This is a genomic window from Streptomyces stoeckheimensis (assembly GCF_045822005.1).
Taxonomy (GTDB): Bacteria; Actinomycetota; Actinomycetes; order Streptomycetales; family Streptomycetaceae; genus Streptomyces; species Streptomyces stoeckheimensis.
Genome location: NZ_CP169550.1, coordinates 6791771 through 6813940, shown reverse-complemented (window position 1 = coordinate 6813940; position 22170 = coordinate 6791771). Strand labels below are relative to the sequence as shown.

Here is a 22170-nt window from a genome sequence, read left to right as displayed (position 1 = left end):
AGAGGGACGGCCCCGGCCCTACGAGGCCCTGCCGCGCCGGGTGACGACCAGCGCGGCGGCGCCGAAGCCGAGCAGGATCAGCGCACCGCCGGTCACGTACGGGGTGAGCGAGCCGCCTCCGGTTTCGGCGAGGCCGGCCTGGGACCCGGAGCCGCCCGTGGTGGCCGTCTGGGGCTTGACGTCGGGCAGCTTCGACGCACTGGCGGAGGGGGCGGGGGCGGCCGGGGACTCGCAGCGGGCCTCGGCGAGCACGATCTCCCCGTCGACCTCGGCGACGTTCAGGTCGAGCGGGTTCACCGACACCTTGAGGCGCAGCGCGGTCGCGGCGGCCGTGGTGGAGGTGGTCTGGGTGGTGGAGAGTTCCAGGGCCACCAGGCCGACCTTGGGCACCTCCACCTTGGTGGGGCCGCCCGCCGAGAGGGTGACCTTCTTGCCCAGGACGGTCACGGTGCCCAGGACGTTGGAGCTCGCGACCGGCTTCTCGCCCGCCTCGCAGACGGCCTTGGAGGTGACCTTCTCCACCTCGATCAGGGACAGCAGGGGCAGGCCCGGTACGTGGATCCTGGCCTTGGCGAGGTTCGCCTCCGCCGCGGCGCGGTCGGCGTCGGCGGTGGCCTTGGAGGTGGCGACGTCGGCGCGCAGGACGCTCACCGGCTGCCCGCCCTCGACGCCGTCGACGGTGACGGTCAGCGCCGTCTTCGAGGCGTCCGCGGGGGCGCTGACCTCGTTGAGGGTCGCGTTCAGCGGGACGTGCACGGTCTTGTTGAGCAGGCCCACGTCCAGGGTGGTGCGCAGGACGACGGCGCTGGCCTTGCCCGCCCCCGGGTGGGATCCGGTGGAACCGGCGGAGCCGGTGGCGAAGGCGGGCGGGGCGGCGAGCAGGGCAACCGCTCCCGTGGCGACGAGCGCGGCCACGGGCATGCGGAAGGTGTTGCTGTTCAAGGTGGTGGAACCCCCAGGGAGATGGGAGCCGTCGCGCCGCCAATGGGGGACATTGCGCGCGCCGACGGCCTCGACCCCGGAATCTTTACGCACTGAGAGTGAACGGGGGTGAACCCGACGTGAGTTCACCCCAAAGGGTGGTTTCCAGGCATAAGTTCGAATACATGCGCCTCACCCGGAACGGGAGTTCCCTCCCATCCCGGGAATCTCGGCCACCGGAGCCCGCGCCGGACGTACACAACGACCGCGCGGCCGCCAACGTCACGCCCCGTCAACTCCGGCACTCCTGATGGGCTCTGCGAACCTCAGGCCACCACCGCTCCGTTCACCACCACCCGCAGCGGATCCGCCAGCGCCCGTACGTCGGCCCGCGGATCGGCCTCGTAGACCACGAGGTCGGCCGGGGCGCCCTCGGTCAGGCCGGGCCTGCCGAGCCACTCGCGCGCGCCCCAGGCCGTCGCCGAGAGGGCCTGCAGAGGCGGGATCCCCGCCTTGACGAGCTCGCCGACCTCGGCCGCGACCAGGCCGTGCGGGAGGGAACCTCCCGCGTCCGTGCCGACGTAGACCCCGATGCCCGCGTCGTAAGCGGCGCGGACGGTGTCGTAGCGCCGCTCGTGCAGCCTGCGCATGTGCGACGACCACCGCGGGAACTTGGCCTCGCCGCCCGCGGCCATCTTCGGGAAGGTCGCGATGTTCACGAGGGTCGGGACGATGGCCACCCCGCGCTCCGCGAACAGCGGGATGGTGTCCTCGGTGAGCCCCGTGGCGTGCTCGATGCAATCGATGCCCGCCTCGACCAGATCCCGCAGGGAGTCCTCGGCGAAGCAGTGCGCGGTGACGCGCGCCCCGAGGCGGTGGGCCTCGGCGATGGCGGCCTCGACCTCGGCGCGCGGCCAGCAGGCGGTCAGGTCCCCGACCTCGCGGTCGATCCAGTCCCCGACCAGCTTGACCCAGCCGTCGCCCCGCCGCGCCTCGCGGGCCACGTAGGCGACGAGGTCCTCGGGCTCGATCTCGTGGGCGAAGTTGCGGATGTAGCGGCGGGTGCGGGCGATGTGCCGGCCCGCCCGGATGATCTTCGGCAGGTCCTCGCGGTCGTCGATCCAACGGGTGTCGGAGGGGGATCCGGCATCGCGGATGAGGAGGGTGCCGGCGTCCCGGTCGGTCAGGGCCTGCCGTTCGGCGGTGTCCGCGTCCACCGGCCCGTGGGCGTCGAGCCCCACGTGGCAGTGCGCGTCGACCAGCCCGGGCAGGACCCACCCAGTGACCTCGGTGACCTCCCCGGCGCCGCGCGGGCGCTCGTAGGAGATCCGGCCGCCGACCACCCAGAGCTCGTCGCGGACCTCCTCGGGCCCGACCAGCACCCGCCCCTTCACGTGCAGCAGACCCGACCTCGTACCGCCGCCGTTGACCTCGTCGCTCATGGCGGCACTCTATGTGCGGGCTCGGTAGGCTCTCCAGGCCGGTCCGGACGTATCCGGACGAACGAGCCCAGACCGAGAGAACGAAGAGAGCCGCGCCGTGAACCACCCCCTCCTGGACCTTCCGCCCCTGACCGCCGCGCGCTTCGCGTCGATCGAGCGGGGGGTCGCGGAGCTGCTCGGCACCCGGGCCGACGTGGTGATCACCCAGGGCGAGGCGCTGCTGCCGCTGGAGGGATGCATCCGGTCGGGCGCACGGCCCGGTTCGACCGCGCTGAACGTGGTGACCGGCCCCTACGGGACCACCTTCGGCAACTGGCTGCGCGACTGCGGGGCGCGCGTCGTGGACCTGGAGGTCCCCTTCGACACCGCCGTGTCCGCCGAGCAGGTGGACCGGGCCCTGTCGGAGCACCCGGAGATCGACTTCGTCTCCCTGGTCCACGCGGAGGCGGCCACCGGGAACACCAACCCGGTTGCGGAGATCGGCGAGGCCGTACGGGCCCACGGGGCGCTGTTCATGCTGGACGCGGTGGCCTCGGTGGGCGCGGAGCCGCTGCTGCCGGACGCGTGGGGCGTGGACCTGTGCGTGATCGGCGCGCAGAAGGCGATGGGCGGACCGGCGGGGGTCTCGGCGGTGTCCGTCTCGGACCGTGCGTGGGCCCGCTTCGCGGAGAACGCCTCGGCGCCGCGCCGCTCGTACCTCTCCCTGCTGGACTGGAAGGAGCGCTGGATCGACGGCGGGCGCACGGCGCTGCCGCACGCACCCGCGCAGCTGGAGATGCTCGCGCTGGAGGCCTGCCTGGACCGCATCGCGGCCGAGGGCCTGACCGCGGTGGAGGCCCGCCATGCGGCCGCCGCGGCGGCGACCCGTGCGGGCGCGGCGGCGCTGGGCATCGCCCCGTACGTCGGCCGCGACGCGGCGGCGGCCCCGGTGGCCACCACCCTGCGGGTCCCGGAGGCCTCCCTGGTGGTGGCGAAGGCCCTCGCGGCGGATCCGGCGGCCCCCCTCGCCGCGGGCGGCGGGGCGCTGGCCCGGGAGATGGTCCGGGTCAACCACTACGGCACGGCAGCCTCCCCGGACGCCGTCGGCGCCGGCCTGACGGCCCTGGCCGGGGCGCTGTCGGTGGACCCGGCCGCGGCTCTCGCTGCGGCGGGCTCGGCCTGGTCGGCGGCCCTGCCCTCGGCCTGAGCGGGACGGCTGGGCGGCTGCCCGGCAGGGCGTTGCCCGGCCGGTTGCCCGGCCGGCTGCCCGGCCGATTGCCTGGCCGGCCGTCCGGGATCAGCCCGTCAGGATCGGCCCTCCAGGAGGTTCAGCAGCCGGTCCACGTCCGCCTCGGTGTTGTAGAGGTGGAACGAGGCCCGCAAGGTTCCCGCGCGGGCGGACGTGGAGATGCCCGCGGCGAGCAGGGCGCCCTGACGGCCGGCCAGCCCCGGCACCGAGACGATCGGGGACCGGCCCGGGACGGGCTCGTGGCCCAGGCGGGCGAGGCCGGCGCGGTAGTGGGCGGCCAGGGCGGTGTCGTGGGCGTGGACGGCGTCGATGCCGATCCGCTCCAGCAGGGCCAGCGAGGGTTCGGCGGCGTGGTAGGCCAGGAAGGCCGGGGACTCGTCGAAGCGCCGGGCCCCAGGGGCCAGTTCCCGCAGCGGGCCGTAGATGGCGTCCCACATGTCGGCGAGCGCCACCCAGCCGGCGTGCACCGGGGTCACGGCGTCCTGGGCCTCCTCCGAGACCGTGAGGTAGGAGACCCCGCGCGAGGCGAGCAGCCACTTGTACCCGGCGGTGACCGTGTAGTCGTAGGGGCTCGCATCGAAGGGCAGCCAGCCGGCCGCCTGCGAGGCGTCGACCAGCATCCGCGCCCCGTGCGCGGTCGTCGCGGCGCGGACGGCCGCCAGGTCCGCCGTACGCCCGTCCGCGGACTGTACGGCGCTCAGCGCGACCAGTGCGGTGTCCGGGCCGACGGCTTCGGCGAGGGACTCCAGCGGGGCGAACCGGACCTTGAGGTCGTCGCGGACCACGAAGGGGTTGATCACCGAGGCGAACTCTCCCTCCGGGCACAGGACTTCGGATCCGGCCGGGAGGGAGGCGGAGATCAGGCCGACGTGGGTGGAGACGGCCGAGCCGACGGCCACGCGGTCCGCGGGGACCCCGACGAGGCGGGCGAACGACGCGCGGACCTGTTCGACGCGGCCGAAGTCACCGAAGCCTTGAGGGAGTCCGGACCCCGCCGCCTCCGCGAGCCGCCGCACCTCGGCGACGGCGGCTCGCGGGAGGGTCCCGTAGTTGGCGGTGTTGAGATAGGTGAGGGAGTGCGCGAACTCGTCGCGGACGGTCTCGGGCGCAAGCAGGTCCATGCCCTTCACTCTGCGCCAGGACCAACCCAAAGTCCATTGCCTGGTTTCCCGCACCACGCCAAAGGAGTACTTATGGCCGAGCCTTAGGGGCTCGGCACCGCGCACGCCCCGTCGGGCTCGCAGGCCTCGCCCTCGGGGGCGCCGGGGGCGAGGACCTCGCGGCCCGCCCAGGCCTGCTCCAGCGCCTGCGTGAACACCTCCGCGGGCTGCCCTCCGGAGATGCCGAAGCGGCGGTCGAGCACGAAGAACGGCACGGCGTTCGCGCCCAGCTCGGCCGCTTCGCGCTCGTCGGCCCGCACCTCGGCGGCGTACGCGGACTCGTCGCCCAGCACCGCCCGGACCTCCCCCTCGTCGAGTCCGGCCTCGACCGCGAGCGCGACCAGCACCTCGGGATCGAACACGGAGCGCTCCTCGCCGAAGTTGGCGCGGTAGGCGAGGTCGAGCAGCTCTTCCTGGCGGCCGCGGTCGGCGGCGAGGTGCAGCAGGCGGTGGATGTCGAAGGTGTTGCCGTGGTCACGGCCCTCCGTGCGGTACGTCAGCCCCTCGGCGCGGGCGCTCGCGGCGACGTGCTCCTCCATGCCGCGGGCCTCGTCGAGGGTGCGGCCGTACTTCTTGGCCAGCATCTCCAGGACGGGTGCCACCTGGCCCTTGGGGCCGTTCGGGTCGAGCTCGAAGGAGCGGTAGACCACCTCGACCTCCTCGCGGTGTGCGAAGCCGGCCAGCCCCTTGGCGAACCGGGCCTTGCCGATGTAGCACCACGGGCAGGCGATGTCGCTCCAGATCTCGACGCGCATGTTCCTTCTTCCCTCCACGGAATCAACTGTTCCGCGTTCAACCATCTGCCACCGCGTCTCATTCCCCGGACGGGTGATTCCCCGGGCGGGTCACTCCCCGGCCGCGTCCCCCACCGCGAGCCACAGGATGCGGTGGGAGCCCGCGACCCGGGCTCCGGTGGGATCCGGGAGCCAGCCGTGGGTGGCGTAGAAGGCCTGGGCGCGGAGGTTGTGCTCGTAGACCTCCAGGCGGACCCGGCGGACGCCCGCGCGGCGCCAGGTGTCGAGGCAGGCGGCGTGCAGGGCCGCCCCGGTGCCGCGGCGCCAGTGGACGGGGTCCACGTGCAGCTGGGTGAGGGTGGTCTCGCCGTCGGCGGTGCGGAACGCCGCCACCCCGGTGAGCTCGCCGCCGCTCTCGGCGCAGAGCACCCCGCCGTCCGTCGCGGCACGGGCCACCGCCCGGGACCAGCCCTCGCGGGTGCGCGCCAGTTCGGCGGCGCCGCCGTAGGCCTCCTCGGGTATCCGGCCCCGGTAATAGGTGGACCGGGCCCGGGTGTGGAGGGCTGCGATGGCGTCGAGGTCTTCGGGCTGCGCGGTCCTGATCATGGGAAGGACAACGTGCCGGGAACCCTGCCGGTTCCCGGCACGGGCTACTTCTTCAGCCAGGCCTGCATCATCTTCTGCGCCACCGGGGCGGCCAGCTTGCCGCCGCCGATCTCGGAGCGGTCGGTGTCCGAGCGCTCGATCACGACGGCCACCACGATCTGCTTGCCGTTCATCTTCCCGTACGAGGTGAACCAGGCCAGCGGCGCGAGACTGTTCTTCACACCGCGCTGGGCGGTACCGGTCTTGGCGCCGACTTCGGCGCCGTCGACCAGGGCGTTCTTGCCGCCGCCCTCGGTCGCGACCGTCTTCATGGCGTCCCGGATCATCGAGGCCGTCTTCTCGCTCATCACCTGCTGGGACTTGGCGTCCTTGAAGCTCTCCAGCACGTTGCCGTTGGAGTCGGTGACCTCGGAGACCTCGTGCGGGGAGACGAGCTTGCCGCCGTTCTCGATCGCGGCCGTCACCATCGCCATCTGGAGCGGGGTGGCCTGGACGTCGAACTGGCCGATACCGGTCTGCGCGACCTGGTCGACCGACATCTTGTCCTTCGGGTACTTGCTGGCCGGACTGGCCCAGACGGGGATCTTCTGGACCACGTTGAAGCCGAGCTTCTCCGCCATGGCCCGCATCTTGTCCTGGCCGAGCTTGTGGGCGAACTCCGCGAAGACGTTGTTGCAGGACAGCTTCAGCGCGGTCCGGGGGGAGACGTTGTTGCAGGCCTCGTTGCCCGCCTCGCTGGGCAGATTGGTCCGCGTGCCGGGGATCGTGTAGTCGCCGGGGATCCCGGTCGGCGTGTCGATGTTCGTGACCAGGCCGTTCTCGATGGCCGCGGCCAGGGTGACCAGCTTGAAGGTGGAGCCCGGCGCCTGCGGCTTGCGCAGGGCGGTGTTCTCCATCGCCTTGCCCTTGTCGGCGTTGAGCGCGTCCCACGCCTTCTGCTCCGCGTCCCCGGCGCCCGAGATGCTGCCCGGGTCGAAGCTGGGGTTGTTCACGACGGCCAGGATCTCGCCCGTCGCCGGGTCGATCGCCACGGCCGAGCCCTGCTTGCCCTGCAGCGCGTCGTAGCCGGCCTTCTGGACGTCCTTGTCGATCGTGGTCAGCACGTTGCCCGGGGCAGCCCGCTTGTTGGTGAGCGTGTCCATGATCGTCTTGAGCCGGTTGTCGGTGCCGTTGAGGATGTTCTTGTAGACGCCCTCCAACATGGTCGACCCGAAGGCCTGGGAGCTGTAGCCGGTGACCGGCGCGTACAGCGGGCCGTCGACATAGGTCCGCTTGTACCGGAAGTCCTTGCCGCCCGTGTCCGTGGAGCCGGTGATCGCCTCCCCGCCCACGATGATGTTCCCCAACGGGTTCTCGTACTTCCCGATGAGGTTGCGCCGGTTGTTGTCGTTGTCTGCGAGGGCCTGGCCTTGGTACGCCTGCACCCAGGTGACCCGCACCAACAGGGCCAGCACCAGAAGCAGACAGAAGACCGACGCACGCCTGATCGTCTTGTTCATCCCCCAGAAGGACGTCCCAGCCGCCCCTGCCGTTCCGCTCTGCCCCGATTGTGGCGGAGTTCTCAGCCTTTCTTCATGAGGAAGCCTCCCTCGTACGCCGCGATGACCGCCTGGGTCCGGTCCCGGGAGCCGGTCTTGGCCAGCACCGCGGCCACGTGCGTCTTGACCGTCTGCGGGCCGACTCCGAGCCGCTCGCTCACCTCGTGGTTGGAGAGCCCGGCGGCCATCAGCCGCAGGACGTCGGCCTCCCGGTCCGTGAGCCGGGCGACCCAGGGCGCGGCGGCCGGGCCTGCCCCGGGCGGGGTGTGGGCGGCGGCCAGGGAGCGGACGGCCGCCGGGAAGAGCAGCGAGTCCCCGCGCGCCACGAGCCGGACCGCGGCGGTCAGCTCGTCGGGGTCGGCCCGCTTGAGGAGGAACCCGGCGGCTCCCGCGCGCAGCGCGTCGTACACGTAGGCGTCGTTCTCGAAGGTGGTCACCACCACGATCCGGGGCGGCTCGGCCATGGTGGCGAGGATCCGCTCGGTGGCCCGGATGCCGTCGATCTCCGGCATCCGCACGTCCATCAGCACCACGTCCGGGGCGAGCGCCCGGACCACCGCCACGGCCTCGGCTCCGGTGGCCGCCTCCCCTACGACCTCCAGGTCGGGCTCGGCATCGAGGATGACCCGCAAGGCGGTACGGACCATCCGCTCGTCGTCGGCCACGACCAGCCGCAGCGGCGGGCGGGCCGGCGGGGCCGTCTCAGGGGCCGGCAGTGGCGTCGGCGGTGGCGCCGGCGTCGTCATCGGACCCCCTCGCCGAGCGGGAGGACGGCCCGCAGCCGCCACCGGCCCTCGTGCGGCCCGGCCTCGACCTGCCCGCCGAGCAGCGCGGCCCGCTCGGCGGCCCCTTGCAGACCCCGGCCCCCGGTGGTGCGGGCCCCCGGAGCGGCGGCCGCTGCGGCCGCCGCCGGATCGTTCGTCATGGTGATCTCCAGTTCCTCGTATCCACCGCTCTCCCCCTGCCCACCGCTCTCCCCCTGTCCACCGCGCTCTCCCTGGCCACCCTGTCCACCGGGTTCCCCCTGCCCGCCGCGCACCCGTACGAGGATCCGCAGATCGACCGGGCCCGTCCCGTGCCGCAGCGCGTTGCTCAGCCCCTCCTGGACGATCCGGTACGCCTCACGGGAGGCGATCGCCGGAAGCCGCCCCCAGTCGCCGGCCGGTCCCGGGTCCTGGCGGGCGGTGATCGGGATCCCGGAGGCCCGGCTGCGGGCCAGCAGCCCGTCGAGGTCGGCGGCGAGCGTCGGAGCGGCGGGCAGCCCGCCACCCCCGGCGCCCGCTCCGTCGCCCTCGCGCAGCAGGCCGAGGACGGCGTCCAGCTCTCCCACCGTGCGCCGGGTGGTGTCCTCGATCGCGGCCAGCGCCTCCCGGACGAAGTCGGGGTCGCTGTCGAGCACCCGCCGGGCGGCGCTCGCCTGGAGGGTGACCGCGCTCAGGGCGTGCCCGACAGCGTCGTGCAGCTCCCGCGCCAGCCGGTTGCGGACCGCCAGGTCCGCGGCGCGCTCCTCGGCGGCGGCCAGCCGGTCCGCCGCCGTCGGCCCGAGCAGTACGGGCGCCAGCCGCGCCAGCAGCGTCCCCGCCCCGGCGGCGCACAGCACGAGCCCGGCCAGCAGCGCGGTCCCGAGCAGGGGTGCCACGTACGGATGGGCCTGTACATCGAACGGGCCGAGCCCGACCGGCAGCTCCCGCAGCGCGCTCACGAACGGCAGGGCGAGCAGCACCCCCGCCATCGGCGGCACCGCCAGGCTCATCCCGCTGACCAGGGCGCCCACCCCCAGGTGCAGGGTCCACCAGGCCGAGGCCCGCCCCCGGGCCGCCCAGCTCCGGGCCGGCCCCTCGGCGAACCGCTCCCCCGGCACCCCGCACAGGGCCCGGGCGGCGGCCACGGACATCGGCCGGACCAGCCGGAACAGCCCGGTGACGGCGACGAGCGGCAGGGCTGCGGCGTAGGCGGCGAGGCTGAGCGGGAGGGAGTCGCGTGCGTTGCTCCCGCCGGCGAGGACGCCGACCGCCACCTCCGTGAGCAGGAAGTACGGCATCAGCAGGGCCCCGCCGAGTGTCAGGTGCACCCAGCGCAGCCGGGCCCGCGCCCCCAGCAGCGGGCTCAGACCGGCCCTCCCCCTCGCCACCACCGCCCGCGTCACACCGTGCGGCGGGAGGCGAGGAACCGGGTGAGGATGAGGGCGCCGAGTATTCCGGTGATCATCTGGCCAGCGTAGGTCAGGTGGAGCATCGCGGAAGGCTGTTCGCCGCTCTCGGGGTCCGGCCCCAGCACGGCGATCAGCATCCACGCGCCCCAGCTCAGCGCCGCCGCCGACCCGATCCACGCGAGCGCCAGCGGTCCTCGCACCGGACGCTCTCCGCCCCGGGCCAGCAGCAGCGCCCCGGCGGCGGCGATGAGGGCGCACATCGCGTGGACCGCGCCGACCACTCCCGTCTCCGCGGAGTACGCCGCGACCTGCTTCGCGGTCAGCCCTGCCGTGCCTCCGAACGCCCAGTACAGGTACACCGAGGCCACCGCCGTGCCCGTCACCGCCGAGGCTCCCGCCACCACCCCCGTGGATGACGGGAGCCTCTTCCCCAGCACGCCCTGCCAGCACCGACCCCAGCGCTCCCGCGCATAGGGCACGAACAGCCCGGCCAGGGCGAGTCCTTGAAGCGTGAAGCCGCCGTAGACGACGTTGAACACCCACGGGTCGAGGAAGGGCTCCCGGGCCGCGCCCGCCGCCCCGTCCGCCCCCATGCCCAGCGCCTTGACGAGCATCTGGGCCGGGAACCCGGTCAGGATCGGGGTGAGCAGTCCGGTGGCGACGAAGACGGGGACGACCAGCAGCCACGACGGCACCCGCATGCCCCAGGGGCGGGTGAGCGCCAGCACGATCAGGATCACGGTGGCGTCCATGACCAGCGTGACGGCATTGGCCACGGTGAAGAACAGCCCGGGATCCAGGAGCACGCTGCCGTCGGGTATCCCGATGTGGCTCCCGCCCAGCCAGGCGGCCTTCAGGGCCAGGTACGGGAGGGTGGCGGCCAGGGCCACCACTCTCAGGATCCGCCGCCCGGTCCCCATGACGGGGGCCGCGGACGGCCTCGCGGCGTACGTCGCGTCGCTCGGGTGAACCGCTCGTGTGGTCATGCCTCAACGGTCCCGGTTCGACGCCTTCGCCACCTCCCCCTTGAAGGGGAACCACCTCCCCCGCCCGGGGGAGGAACCGGGCCGTCCACCGCACCGCCTGCGCCCGAGGCTCCGCCTCACATGCGCCGCGTCACCACCGACAGCCGGTCGCGCGCCGCGAACAGTGCCGCCTTGATGCCCCGTTCGTGCCCCGGCGTCAGCCGCGCCACCGGTACCGAGCAGCTCACCGCGTCCCGCGCCGGCGTCCGGTACGGCACCGCCACGCCGAAGCAGCGCAGTCCGAGCGTGTTCTCCTCCCGGTCCACCGCGTACCCCTGTTCCCGTACCAGGGCCAGCTCCTCGATGAGCCGGTCCCGGTCGGTGATGGTGTGCTCGGTGACGGCTTCGAGGCGCCGCGGCAGCAGTGCGCGTACTTCTTCGTCCGTGTGCGTGGCCAGCAGTGCCTTGCCCAGGGCCGTCGAGTGCACCGGCAGCCGCCGCCCGACGCGGGTGAAGGGCCGCAGGTAGTGCTGGGACTGCCGGGTGGCCAGGTAGACCACGCTCGTCCCGTCCATGCGGGCCAGGTGGATCGTCTCCGTCGTGTCGTCGGAGAGCCGGTCCAGCGTGGGCCGCGCCGCCGCCACCACCTCGTCGCCGTCGATGTAGGAGCTCCCGACGAGCAGGGCCCGTACGCCGATGCCGTACCGCGTGCCCGTCGCGTCCGTCTCCACCCAGCCCAGGTTCACCAGGGTGCGCAGCAGCATGTAGAGGCTGGACTTGGGCAGGGAGAGGTCGCTCTGGATGTCGGCCAGGCTGTGCAGCCCCGGCCGGGAAGCGAAGTGTTCCAGCAACTGGACCGTGCGTACCGCCGACTTGACGGCCGCCGGTGCGCCCGAGCCCCCCGACTCAGCTGTGGTGGTCATCCGCCTTCGCGCCCCTCTGTTCTCTTGCTGTCTCTTGTCAACCCGCAAGACACGGAAATAGAGTCCACGGTGGATGTGATCATTCATCCAACGGAACAGCGTTCACAATACTGAACGCATCCACGCGGGTCAGCGTAGATCCAGGAGGCAGTTCGCCATGGCAGCAACACCAGTCTGGAGTGTGGACCCCCGCACCGGGAAGCACCGCGAGCAGGTTGCGGTGGAGGCCACACACCGGGAGGTGGACGAAGCCGTGCGCGCGGCCCACGCCGCCCGCGGCTCGCTGGCCGACGCCGGGAGGCGCGCCGCCTTCCTGCGTACCGCCGCCGATCTGCTCGACGAGGCGGCCTCCCACGTCATCGAGGCCGCCGACGCCGAGACCGCGCTCGGACCCGGCCGGCTCACCGGCGAGCTGGCCCGCACCACGGGCCAGTTCCGCGCCTTCGCCGACGCCGTGGACGAGGGGTCCTACCTCGACATCCGCATCGACCGCGCCGATCCCACCACCGCCCCTCCCCGCCCCGAGCTGCGCCGTTACAAGGTGCCGCTGGGCGTGGTCGCGGTCTACGCCGCCTCCAACTTCCCCCTCGCCTTCTCCGTGCCCGGCGGCGACACCGCCAGCGCGCTGGCCGCGGGCTGCCCGGTCGTGGTCAAAGCGCACCCCGACCACCCGGCCACCTCCGAGCTGTGCGCCTCGCTCCTGCGCCGGGCCGCGGTCGTCGCCGGACTGCCGGCCGAGGTCGTGGCCGTGGTCCACGGGTTCGACGCCGGCCTGGAGCTGATCCGGCACCCGCTGGTCAGCGCCGCAGGGTTCACCGGGTCCATCCGGGGCGGGCGGGCCCTGTTCGACGCCGCCGCCGCGCGGCCCGTACCGATCCCTTTCCACGGGGAACTGGGCTCCCTGAACCCGGTCGTGGTCACCGCGGCGGCCGCCGCCGAGCGCGCCGAGGAGATCGGCGGCGGGCTGGCCGGCTCGGTCACGCTCGGCGTCGGCCAGTTCTGCGTCAAGCCGGGCCTGGTCCTCGTACCCGAGGGCGCGGACGGGGACCGGCTCGCGGGTGCCCTGACCAAGGCGCTCGGCGAGACCGAGCCCGGGGTGCTCCTCGACCACCGGATGCGGGAGAACTTCGTCGCCGGAGTCCGCGAACGCGCCGCGCTGCCCGGGGTCGACGCACCCGTCACGCCCGGCTCGGGCGGCGAGCACACCGTCGGCGCGGGCTACCTGAGCGTGCCGGTGCGGACCCTGCTGGAGGGCGGGCCCTACGAGGTGCTCCTCGAGGAGTGCTTCGGCCCGGTCACCGTGCTGGCCCGGTACGCCGGCCAGGACGAGGCCGCCGCCCTGCTCGGGCGGCTCCCCGGCAACCTCACCGCGACCCTGCAGCTGTCGGCCGCCGAGGCGGACGGCGGCCCGGGTCCGGCGGCGGAGCTGATCTCCCAGGTCACGACGCTGGCGGGCCGGGTCGTGGTCAACGGCTGGCCGACCGGCGTGGCGGTGGCCCCGGCCCAGCACCACGGAGGCCCCTACCCCGCGGCGACCTCCCACTCCACCTCGGTCGGCGGCACGGCGATCGAGCGCTGGCTGCGCCCGGTGGCCTACCAGTCGGTGCCGGACGCCCTGCTCCCGGCGGAACTCCGCGAGGCCAACCCCCTGAACCTCCCGCGACGGGTCACGGGAGGCTAGGGCCTGTCAGCCGCTCAGGACCCGGGCCTTCTCCGTCGCGAACTCCTCGTCGGTGAGCAGGCCCTGGGCCTTGAGCTCGGCCAGCGCGGTGAGCTGGCCGACCCTGTCGACCGCGGGAGCCGGCGCGGCGGCCGGCTGCTGGACCTGCTGGACCTGCCGCTGCGACTGCTGCCAGGCCTGCTGCTGCGCGGCAGCCTGGGCCGCCGCCTGGTCGACCAGGGCCTGCTGCTCGGCGTCCGCCGCCAGCTGCTCCTGGTTGCTGCGCTCGGCGGCGTTGCGCTGCATCCGGCCGGAGACCGCGGTGGCCGTACCCGCCACGACCGCGGTGCGGGCCATCGCGCCCAGCAGACCGGGGCGTCCGAAGCGTCGTCGCATGGTGCTCCTCCCTACTTCTCGGCCAGCGCGGCGACGGCCCGTTCGACGCCGTCCCGTGGAATGCGTTCCATGAAGAGCACCTGTCCGTCGGACTCCCGCAGCGCCGAGGCCAGGCGGGTGGCCCAGGCGTTCTCCCAGACCACAACGAGGGCCGAGGACTCCGGAGCGAGGCCCTGCGCGACGGTCTCCAGGTCCTCGTCGCTCGCGAGGCGCATATTGCGTTGCAGGCCACCGCCCGGGAACGGCACCCTCGACCCATGCCCAGACCTCACGGATTCTCGTACGAACAGCGGGGCGACCAGAGCGTCGTCATCACCCACCAGGGCCGGTCCGCGGCCACCCTCCGGGGCGGGCGGGCCGCCGCCTTCCTGGCCGAGGTCGAAGCCGGTGACGCCCAGCTCGTGATGGCGCGCTGGACCGGCTCGTACAAGTTCGGCAACGAGCGGACGGCCAGGAACCACCCCCGCAACCGGGGCCGCGCCTGATGCGGGAGTGAAGAACCGGGAAACCGGGTGAAAGTAAGGGAACGGCAAAGCCACCTCGGTCGTTCTCCCGGCATGACCGCTATGACCCCTGGTTCCAACCTGCCGCTCAATGCCGTCCGCGTGACGGTGGACGTGGCTGCCCCGGTGCGGCTCGACGTGTCCGCGCTGCTCCTCGCCGCCGACGGCAAGGTGCGTTCCGACGCCGATTTCATCTTCTTCAACCAGCCCTCCGGCCCCGGCGTCACCTACCGCTCGGGCGGCGGCACGGCACCGGACTCGATCACCGTGGACACCGGTGCGGTCCCGCCCGGCATCGAGCGGATCGTCATCACCGCCAGCCCCGACGCCGCGGGCCAGACCTTCCAGGGCATCGAGCCCACCGCCACCGTGCGGGACGCCGGAGGCGGAGCGGTGATCTCCACCTTCACCCCGCCGCAGCTCGGCACGGAGACCGCCCTGGTGGTCGTCGAGGTCTACCAGCGCGGCGGCGTGTGGAAGGTGCGCGCGGTCGGCCAGGGGTACGCGAACGGCCTCGCCGGCATCGCGACCGACTTCGGGGTCTCGGTGGAGGACGAGCCGGCTCCGGCCGCCGCCGCCCCGGCCCCGGTCGCCCCGCCCGCACCGCCCGTGCCCCCGGCTCCCCCGGCGCCTCCCACGTACGCGGCCTCCCCCTGGCTCACCAGCGGCGCCCCCGGGGCGACCCCGGCGCCCGCACCGGTCGCACCCGCACCGGTCGCGGCTCCCGCCGCCGCTGCCGCCCCCGGTACCGGGAAGATCAACCTCGACAAGGGCCGGGTCAGCCTCCAGAAGAACCAGACCGTGTCCCTCGTCAAGGGCGGCCGGCCGCTGCTCTCCCAGGTCAAGATGGGCCTCGGCTGGGAGCCCGCGTTCCGCGGCCGGGACATCGACCTGGACGCCTCGGTCATCGCGTACGGCCCGCAGCGCAACCACATCGACAGCTGCTACTTCGGCAAGCTCTCCATCCTCGGCGGCTCCGTCAAGCACTCCGGCGACAACCTCACCGGCGAGGGCGCGGGCGACGACGAGGTGATCGTCGTCGACCTCGGCCGGCTGCCCGCGGACGCGACGGGCCTCGTCTTCACGGTCAACTCCTTCTCCGGCCAGAAGTTCACCGAGGTGGCCAAGGCCTACTGCCGCCTCATCGACGCCGCGACCAACGAAGAGCTGGTCCGCTTCGACCTCACCAGCGCCGAACCGCAGACCGGCGTGATGATGGCCAAACTGATCAAGCAGTTCTCGGGCGAATGGGAGATGACGGCCATGGGCGAGTTTGTGAAGTCGCGCACAGTGCGGGGCATGGTCAAGCCGGCCGCACAGGCACTCTGAGCAGGTGAGCGGGCACATGGAGCGACGGACGCCCGCTCCGGGTGATCTGTTCCACCCTTAATACGGAGGTCGCTGTCAGTGCCCGCCCGTAGCCTTGGAAGCATGCACCAGACACTCCAGCCCGCGGGCCCCGCGCGCCCGTCCGCCGCCGAGGCGAACGAGGCGATCCGGCAGCTCGTCGAGAGCCGGGTGGACGGCGAGTGGCCCTCCGAGGCGTACGAGTTCCTCCTCGAAGAGTGGGCCGCGGCCAGCCGCGCCGAAGCTCAGTAACGACCAGACGCACAGACGCACAGAAGAACAGAGCAAGACGACGAGAACACGAGAAGAGCCGCCGGGCCCGAAGGCCCGGCGGCTCTTCTCATGTCCGCCGCTCCCGGATCAGCAGCCGCGCCGCCACGGTCCCGTGACGGCCAGCATGATGCCCGGGTCCTGGATGCTGGCGAACAGCGTCCGCCCGTCCGGCGAGAAGCAGACCCCCGTGAACTCCGAGTACTCCGGCTCCTCGTCCGTCCCCAAGTTCATCTCGTTGCGGGCCAGCGGGTACGTGCGCCCCGACTCGGTCGCGCCGAAGAGGTGCTGCAGTCCCGAGCCGTCCTCGGCGATGATCAGGCCGCCGTACGGGGAGACCGTGATGTTGTCCGGGCCGTCGTACCCGCCGTCCACCGACGGGTCGGCGTTCACCCCGAGCAGGACCTGCAGCCGCACCGTGCGCCGCTTGGGGTCGTAGAACCACACCTGGCCGTCGTGGGCCGGGCCCGGGCTCTCCTCGCGGGCGTAGGAGGAGACGAAGTACGCCCCGCCGTCGGCCCACCACATGCCCTCCAGCTTGCGCGCACGGGTCACGGCCGACTCCCCGAACTGCTTGCGCACCGCCACGGTGCGCGCGTCGCGGTCCGGGACCGGCACCCAGTCCACCCCGTAGGTGGTGCCGATCTTCGTCGCGCGCGTGAGGTCGTCGACGAACAGCCCGGCGCTGTCGAAGCACTTGGCGGCCGCCAGTACACCGGCGTCGTCGGCGAGCGTACGGAGCTTGCCGCGCCCGTGGCGGAAGCCGCTCGGCGGGGTCCAGCGGAAGAGCAGCCCGTTGGGGTTGGAGGCGTCCTCGGTGAGGTAGGCGTGGCCCGTCCGCGGGTCGATGACCACGGCCTCGTGGTCGTAGCGCCCGAATGCCTTGACCGGCTTCGGGCCGAGGTTGGCGCGGCGGTCGTGCGGGTCGACCTCGAAGACGTAGCCGTGGTCCTTGGTCATCCCGTTCTTGCCGGCGAGGTCCGAGTTCTCCTCGCAGGTCAGCCAGGTGCCCCAGGGGGTGGAGCCGCCCGCGCAGTTGGTCGACGTACCGGAGATGCCCACCCACTCGGCGACCTCGCCGCCGCGCCGGACCTCGACGACCGTGCAGCCACCGGCCGCGGCCGGGTCGTAGACGAGGCCCTCGGTGAGCGGGACGGGGTGCTTCCAGTTCGCGCGGGGGCCCTTCAGCTCGTGGTTGTTGACGAGGAGGGTGACGCCCCGGTGGCCCTCGAAGGCGGCCGTGCCGTCGTGGTTGGACGGGGTGATCTCGCCCGAGTCGAGCTTGGTGACACCGCTGTGGGTGATCACGCGGTACGTGAACCCGGCGGGGAGGGCCAGGATGCCGGCCGGGTCGGGGACGAGCGGGCCGTAGCCCGGGCGGCGGCCGGGACCGTGGTCCTGGCCCCGGTCCAGGCCGACGTCCTGCCGCGCGCCGCCGTCCGCGGCGAGGGCCCCGGGGGCGGTGGCGAGTGCGCCGACCGTTCCGGTGAGGGCGACTCCCGCACCCGCCAGTGCGGTGCGTGCGGTGAAATCTCTGCGGCTGAGCGGCATCGGGTCTCCAGGGGTGGGGAGGTGGTGCGCCTGTCGTGCGGTCGTCGGCGCACACGCTCCCGCCCGCACGTGAACGCCGACTGAACTACCCGGGAAAACGAATCGACCCCTTCACCGGCGTCCCCGTTGGCCGAGTCCCTTGCGGGAACGGCTGGTTACCAACGCCTCACACGCCCCGGGAACGCGCCTTGAACGCGGCCTTCCGCGCCTCCTTGGCGGCCTTCTTGTCGGGGTGCAGCCGCCCCATCGCCTCCAGCACGTAGGCCGTCGCCGGGTGCTCCACCCGCCAGGCCTGCTCGAAGAACCCGGCGTGATGGGCGGTCAGCGACTCGATCAGGAGCGGCAGCTCCGCCTCCGCGCCCTCCCCGCCGTCGGCTCCCCCGGCTCCGCCACCGCCCGCGCCGCCCGTCGCGAGCTGCGCCGCGATCGTGTCGACCGTCAGCCAGAACACCATCTCCTCGTCCGGCGCCGGTACGTCGGTCACCCCGCGCTCGGCCAGCCAGACCCGGGCGAGCCCGCCGAGCTCCGCGTCGTCCAGTACCGCGCGGACGGCCTGCTCGGCCTCCGCTCCGGTCGGAGCGAGGGCCTGCTGACAGCGCAGCCGGCGCAGCGGGGCGCCCGGGTCGGCGCCGCGGGCGGCGGCGAGCAGCTCCGTGACGGCTTCGGGGACGGGGCGGCCGGCCAGCCACTGTTCGATCTCGGCCTGGGCGGCGGCCTCGGAGTAGTGGGAGACCACGTCGAGCAGGACGTCCGCGCCCTTGCCCGCCAGTTCACCGACGGCCGGGGCCTCGACGCCCGCCTCCAGCATGCGCGCCCGGATCCCGTACAGCCCGAGGGGGGTCAGGCGCACCAGCCCGTACCGGGAGACGTCCTCCTCGTCGGCCGCGGCGCCGGGGCCCGCGGCGGCCAGGAACTCCTCGTCCTCCGCCTCCGCCATCAGCGCCTCGTCGACGGGACGGAACTCGACCAGCCCGATCGGCTCCAGCTGCCGGAACTGGTCGTCGAGGCGCATCATCGCGTCCGAGACCTGCTCCAGTACGGCGTCGGTGGGATCGCCCATGTCGTCCGGGACCACCATCGAGGCGGCGAGCACCGGGAGCGGCACCGGGCCGTCGGCCGTGCCGCCTTCGGCCACGGCGAGCAGGTAGAGGTTGGCGAGGACCCCGTCGAGGAAGTCGGCCTCGCGGCGCGGGTTCCAGTCGAGCTGGTCGAAGTCGATCTCGCCGCCCGCGTCGAGGGCGTCGACGAGGTCGTCCAGGGCCGGTACCGCCGCGTCCGCGAGGACGGTGTCCAGGGCCGCCAGCCACAGGTCGAGCACGTCGCCGGGGGTTCCGCCGGTCACCAGCGACAGGTCCTCTCCGGGTTCGGCGGTGCCGAACTCCCGGTCTTCCCCGGACGCTTCCCCGGAGACGGAGTAGTCCTCCTCCGGTTCGGTGACGTCGACGAGGCCGGTGTCGACGGCCACCCGCCAGGCCTGGCTCGCGTGGGCCGCGGAGTCCTCGTCGGCGGGGTCGAGGCCCAGCAGGGCCACGGCCTCGGGCAGTTGCCCGGCGACGAGCTCGCCACCGGTGTCCACGCGGGTGTCCGGTCCGGCCCAGCGGGCGAGGCGCACGGCGCGGGCGAACAGCGGGGCGGCCAGGGCTTCGCGGGCCAGTTCCGCGTCGGGGAGCAGCCGTACCGGCGGCAGCGTGGGGTGCGAGTCTGCGGACATGGGGCGGTTCTCCTCGCGGGCACGGGTTGTTCGGGTACGGGTGATTCGGGCGGTTCGGGTACGGGTCGTACGGCGCCCCAGAGTAGACGCATTTCGGGCGCGTCCGGCGGCCCCTCCCCTTTGGTTCATCCCACAGTCAACCTCCGTATTCCCTGTAGGGCTTGACAACTTTGCCGGCCACGAAGGAAATTGACGCGCGTAGATATTTGCTTCCTCCTCCACACACCGGAGTTCCCGCCCATGCGCTCCTCGCATCCCCGTTCCGCCGCCGTCGCGGCCCTCGTCGCCACCGCGCTGGCCACCGGCCTGCTCGCGGGCACCGCCGACGCGGCCGAAGGCGCCGTGTCCGCCGATCCGATACGCATCCACGACATCCAGGGCACCACCCGGATATCCCCGCTGGTCGGCAAGCAGGTCGCCGACGTGGCGGGCGTCGTCACGGGCGTTCGTACGTACGGTTCGCGCGGCTTCTGGATCCAGGATCCGGACGCGGACGACGACGACGCCACCAGCGAGGGCGTGTTCGTCTTCACCAACTCCGTCCCGACCGTCGCGGTCGGCGACGCCGTCAAGGTCTCCGGCCTGGTCGGCGAGTACATCCCCGGCGGCGTCTCCTCCGGGAACCAGTCGGTCACCCAGATCTCCAAGCCCGTCGTAACCGTGGTCTCCTCGGGCAACGCGCTGCCCGCGGCCACCGCCGTCAACGAGTACTCGGTGCCCTGCGCGTACGCCCCGGAGGGCGACGCGGCCGCCGCCGGCAGCATCAACGGCCTGACCCTGGAGCCCTCGCGCTACGCCCTGGACTACTACGAGTCCCTCGAGGGCATGAACATCGCGATCGGCACCTCGCGCGTGGTCGGCGCCACCGACCCGTACGCCGAGCTGTGGGTCACGGTGAAGGGCTGGGAGAACAACACCAAGCGCGGTGGCACGCTCTACGGTTCGTACGACTCCCAGAACACCGGCCGCCTCCAGATCCAGCAGCTCGCGCCCCTCGCGCAGCAGCCCTTCCCGGTGGCCAACGTCGGCGACAAGCTGACCGGCCCCACCGAAGGCCCCCTGGACTTCAACCAGTTCGGCGGCTACACCCTGGTGGCCCGCACCCTCGGCACGGTCAAGCCGGGCACCCTGGCCCCGGAGAAGACCAAGCCGCAGGCCGAGAAGGAACTCGCGGTGGCCACGTACAACGTGGAGAACCTCGACCCGACCGACCCGCAGGAGAAGTTCGACAACCTGGCGAAGGCCGTCGTCGAGAACCTCGCCTCCCCCGACATCCTCGCCCTGGAGGAGATCCAGGACGACAACGGCGCCAAGAACGACGGCACGGTCTCGGCCGAGGCCACCCTGACGAAGTTCACCGAGGCCATCGCGGCCGCGGGCGGCCCGGCCTACCAGTGGCGGACCGTCAACCCGGAGGACAAGAAGGACGGCGGCGAGCCCGGCGGCAACATCCGTCAGGTGTTCCTCTTCAACCCGGCGCGGGTCTCCTTCACCGAGCGCGCCCCGGGCGACGCGGTGACGGCGACCGGCGTGGTGAAGGAGAACGGCAAGGCCGCCCTGACCCACTCCCCCGGCCGGATCGACCCGGCGAACCCGGCGTGGGTGGACAGCCGCAAGCCGCTGGCCGGCGAGTTCGTCTTCCGCGGCAAGACGGTCTTCGTGATCGCCAACCACTTCGGTTCGAAGGGCGGCGACCAGGGCCTGACCTCCGCGACCCAGCCTCCGGTGCGCTCCTCCGAGGCCAAGCGGCTGCTGCAGGCGCAGGCCGTGAACGGCTTCGTGAAGGACATCCTGGCGGTGGAGAAGAAGGCCGCGGTCCTGGTGGTCGGCGACATCAACGACTTCGAGTTCTCCGGCACGACCCAGGCGCTGGAGGACGGCGGGGCGCTGTACTCGGCGATCAAGTCCCTGCCGCGGTCGGAGCGGTACTCGTACGTCTACCAGGGCAACTCGCAGGTCCTCGACCAGATCCTGACGAGCCCCGGCATCAAGCAGTTCAGCTACGACAGCGTGCACATCAACGCGGAGTTCGCGAACCAGAACAGCGACCACGACCCGCAGGTCGTGCGCTTCCGCCCGTAACGGCGGCGCCGAAGGGGCCGGGCCGCACCGCCGCCCGGCCCCTTTGGCATGATCCCGGCATGATCTTCCGTACCGCAACGCGTCAGGACCTGCCCGCCGTACTCGCCCTGCTGGCGCAGGACGAAGACCCGGCCGGAGCCGCGGCCGACGCCGGAGCCGGGGCGGTGCCCCCGCCCGCCCCGCCGGTCTCCGAGGCGCACGAGCGGGCCTTCGCCGCGATCGCGGAGGACCCGCGCAACGAGATGCTGGTCCTGGAGGTGGACGGGGACCTCGTCGGCTGCCTGCAGCTGACGTACGTCCCGGGGCTCGGCCAGGGCGGACGGGAGCGGGCCCTCGTGGAGGCCGTACGGATCCGCGCGGACCGGCGGGGCGGGGGGCTCGGGGCCCGCCTGATGGAGCTGGCGGCGGACCGGGCCCGCGAGCGCGGCTGCGGCCTGATGCAGCTCACCAGCAACAAGCGGCGCACCGCCGCGCACCGCTTCTACGAGCGGCTGGGCTACGCCCGGAGCCACGAGGGCTTCAAGCTCCCGCTGGCCTAGGAAGGGACCTTTGGCCCTGGCGTGACGCTCAGCACATCCCTACCCATTCGGGCGGTTCTGGTGTTGAGTGTCCCCACGCCCGATCTTGTACCGCACTCCAGCACTCCTTTGGAGGACCGCGTGTTCCCCTCCATTTCCCTCGCTCAGGAAATCGGCATCGCCGTCCTGCTCGTGGCCGCCGTCGTCTGGCTGATCGGCCTCGGCCACATGCTGTGGGACAGCCGCTTCCACCACCCGGAGCCAGGCGCCTTCGAAGGTCTCTCGGTCATCCCCGCCCAGCGCGGCACCTCCGTCCACCCGATGGAGTCGGTGGAACTGACCGAGGCGGAACAGCAGGCCTTCGCCGGCCTGGTCCGCACGATCCCCCTGCACTGACCCGCGTGCGCGCAGCCCCTCCCCCGCTCGGGGCGGGAGGGGCGCACCACGCACGGCGCCCTCCCAC

The 22170-nt window shown here is 73.0% G+C and carries 22 protein-coding genes; 8 read left to right on the top strand and 14 right to left on the bottom strand.

Annotated features, from left to right (window positions below):
- Positions 1-18: 18 nt before the first annotated feature.
- Positions 19-942 (bottom strand): SCO1860 family LAETG-anchored protein, encoded by a 924-nt coding sequence (locus ACE1OC_RS30870; RefSeq protein ID WP_407839763.1) that lies wholly within the window; start codon positions 940-942, stop codon positions 19-21.
- Positions 943-1247: 305 nt separating this feature from the next.
- Complete coding sequence (locus ACE1OC_RS30865; RefSeq protein ID WP_407839762.1) at positions 1248-2363, bottom strand: amidohydrolase family protein; 1116 nt, start codon at positions 2361-2363, stop codon at positions 1248-1250.
- A gap of 97 nt (positions 2364-2460) precedes the next feature.
- Here ACE1OC_RS30865 and ACE1OC_RS30860 point away from each other — a divergent pair, with 97 nt between their 5' ends.
- Entirely contained in the window at positions 2461-3549 is a 1089-nt protein-coding gene (locus tag ACE1OC_RS30860) for a pyridoxal-phosphate-dependent aminotransferase family protein (protein ID WP_407839761.1), read from the top strand.
- A 98-nt stretch (positions 3550-3647) separates the two neighbouring features.
- Here ACE1OC_RS30860 and ACE1OC_RS30855 read toward each other — a convergent pair whose 3' ends face one another.
- From ACE1OC_RS30855 to ACE1OC_RS30820, 8 genes are all read right to left on the bottom strand, one after another.
- A complete protein-coding gene (locus ACE1OC_RS30855; RefSeq protein ID WP_407839760.1) occupies positions 3648-4712 on the bottom strand; it encodes an aminotransferase class V-fold PLP-dependent enzyme in 1065 nt (354 codons plus the stop codon).
- A gap of 83 nt (positions 4713-4795) precedes the next feature.
- The gene (locus ACE1OC_RS30850; protein WP_407839759.1) at positions 4796-5506 is read right to left on the bottom strand and encodes a DsbA family oxidoreductase; all 711 of its coding nucleotides are present in this window, start codon (positions 5504-5506) and stop codon (positions 4796-4798) included.
- A 90-nt stretch (positions 5507-5596) separates the two neighbouring features.
- Entirely contained in the window at positions 5597-6091 is a 495-nt protein-coding gene (locus ACE1OC_RS30845; RefSeq protein WP_407839758.1) for a GNAT family N-acetyltransferase, read from the bottom strand.
- A 44-nt stretch (positions 6092-6135) separates the two neighbouring features.
- Complete coding sequence (locus ACE1OC_RS30840; protein WP_407839757.1) at positions 6136-7590, bottom strand: peptidoglycan D,D-transpeptidase FtsI family protein; 1455 nt, start codon at positions 7588-7590, stop codon at positions 6136-6138.
- 62 nt (positions 7591-7652) lie between these two features.
- The gene (locus ACE1OC_RS30835; RefSeq protein WP_407841726.1) at positions 7653-8276 is read right to left on the bottom strand and encodes a response regulator; all 624 of its coding nucleotides are present in this window, start codon (positions 8274-8276) and stop codon (positions 7653-7655) included.
- Positions 8277-8371: 95 nt separating this feature from the next.
- Positions 8372-9760 (bottom strand): sensor histidine kinase, encoded by a 1389-nt coding sequence (locus ACE1OC_RS30830; RefSeq protein ID WP_407839756.1) that lies wholly within the window; start codon positions 9758-9760, stop codon positions 8372-8374.
- An 11-nt stretch (positions 9761-9771) separates the two neighbouring features.
- The gene (locus ACE1OC_RS30825) at positions 9772-10767 is read right to left on the bottom strand and encodes a hypothetical protein (RefSeq protein ID WP_407839755.1); all 996 of its coding nucleotides are present in this window, start codon (positions 10765-10767) and stop codon (positions 9772-9774) included.
- A 116-nt stretch (positions 10768-10883) separates the two neighbouring features.
- On the bottom strand, positions 10884-11669 hold the full coding sequence (locus ACE1OC_RS30820; RefSeq protein WP_274552515.1) for an IclR family transcriptional regulator: 786 nt from the start codon (positions 11667-11669) through the stop codon (positions 10884-10886).
- 157 nt (positions 11670-11826) lie between these two features.
- Here ACE1OC_RS30820 and ACE1OC_RS30815 point away from each other — a divergent pair, with 157 nt between their 5' ends.
- Entirely contained in the window at positions 11827-13350 is a 1524-nt protein-coding gene (locus ACE1OC_RS30815) for an aldehyde dehydrogenase (NADP(+)) (protein ID WP_407839754.1), read from the top strand.
- A gap of 6 nt (positions 13351-13356) precedes the next feature.
- Here the strand turns inward: ACE1OC_RS30815 and ACE1OC_RS30810 are convergent, their stop codons facing one another.
- Complete coding sequence (locus ACE1OC_RS30810; RefSeq protein WP_407839753.1) at positions 13357-13725, bottom strand: SHOCT domain-containing protein; 369 nt, start codon at positions 13723-13725, stop codon at positions 13357-13359.
- Positions 13726-13736: 11 nt separating this feature from the next.
- Positions 13737-13940, bottom strand: a complete 204-nt coding sequence (locus ACE1OC_RS30805) for a hypothetical protein (protein WP_407839752.1) — start codon at positions 13938-13940, stop codon at positions 13737-13739.
- Between the two features lie 42 nt (positions 13941-13982).
- On the opposite strand from ACE1OC_RS30805, the gene ACE1OC_RS30800 reads away from it, so the two are divergent.
- The 3 genes from ACE1OC_RS30800 to ACE1OC_RS30790 all read left to right on the top strand — a co-directional run bounded on the left by ACE1OC_RS30800 (position 13983) and on the right by ACE1OC_RS30790 (position 15827).
- Positions 13983-14210, top strand: coding sequence for a hypothetical protein (locus tag ACE1OC_RS30800; protein ID WP_407839751.1), 228 nt, complete (start codon positions 13983-13985; stop codon positions 14208-14210).
- Between the two features lie 81 nt (positions 14211-14291).
- Positions 14292-15557 carry a TerD family protein gene (locus tag ACE1OC_RS30795; protein ID WP_407839750.1) on the top strand — a complete coding sequence of 422 codons (1266 nt, stop codon included), beginning with the start codon at positions 14292-14294 and terminating at the stop codon, positions 15555-15557.
- A gap of 102 nt (positions 15558-15659) precedes the next feature.
- A complete protein-coding gene (locus ACE1OC_RS30790) occupies positions 15660-15827 on the top strand; it encodes a hypothetical protein (RefSeq protein ID WP_243338429.1) in 168 nt (55 codons plus the stop codon).
- Positions 15828-15935: 108 nt separating this feature from the next.
- Here ACE1OC_RS30790 and ACE1OC_RS30785 read toward each other — a convergent pair whose 3' ends face one another.
- Together ACE1OC_RS30785 and ACE1OC_RS30780 are read right to left on the bottom strand one after the other, a co-directional pair.
- Positions 15936-17396, bottom strand: coding sequence for an alkaline phosphatase PhoX (locus tag ACE1OC_RS30785; protein ID WP_407839749.1), 1461 nt, complete (start codon positions 17394-17396; stop codon positions 15936-15938).
- A 166-nt stretch (positions 17397-17562) separates the two neighbouring features.
- Positions 17563-19107 carry a hypothetical protein gene (locus tag ACE1OC_RS30780; RefSeq protein ID WP_407839748.1) on the bottom strand — a complete coding sequence of 515 codons (1545 nt, stop codon included), beginning with the start codon at positions 19105-19107 and terminating at the stop codon, positions 17563-17565.
- A 240-nt stretch (positions 19108-19347) separates the two neighbouring features.
- Between ACE1OC_RS30780 and ACE1OC_RS30775 the strand changes: the two genes are divergently transcribed.
- The 3 genes from ACE1OC_RS30775 (at position 19348) to ACE1OC_RS30765 (ending at position 22103) form a co-directional block, all read left to right on the top strand.
- The gene (locus ACE1OC_RS30775; RefSeq protein WP_407839747.1) at positions 19348-21189 is read left to right on the top strand and encodes an endonuclease/exonuclease/phosphatase family protein; all 1842 of its coding nucleotides are present in this window, start codon (positions 19348-19350) and stop codon (positions 21187-21189) included.
- Positions 21190-21248: 59 nt separating this feature from the next.
- A complete protein-coding gene (locus ACE1OC_RS30770; protein WP_407839746.1) occupies positions 21249-21728 on the top strand; it encodes a GNAT family N-acetyltransferase in 480 nt (159 codons plus the stop codon).
- A 120-nt stretch (positions 21729-21848) separates the two neighbouring features.
- Positions 21849-22103, top strand: coding sequence for a hypothetical protein (locus ACE1OC_RS30765; protein ID WP_250742297.1), 255 nt, complete (start codon positions 21849-21851; stop codon positions 22101-22103).
- Positions 22104-22170 lie beyond the last annotated feature (67 nt).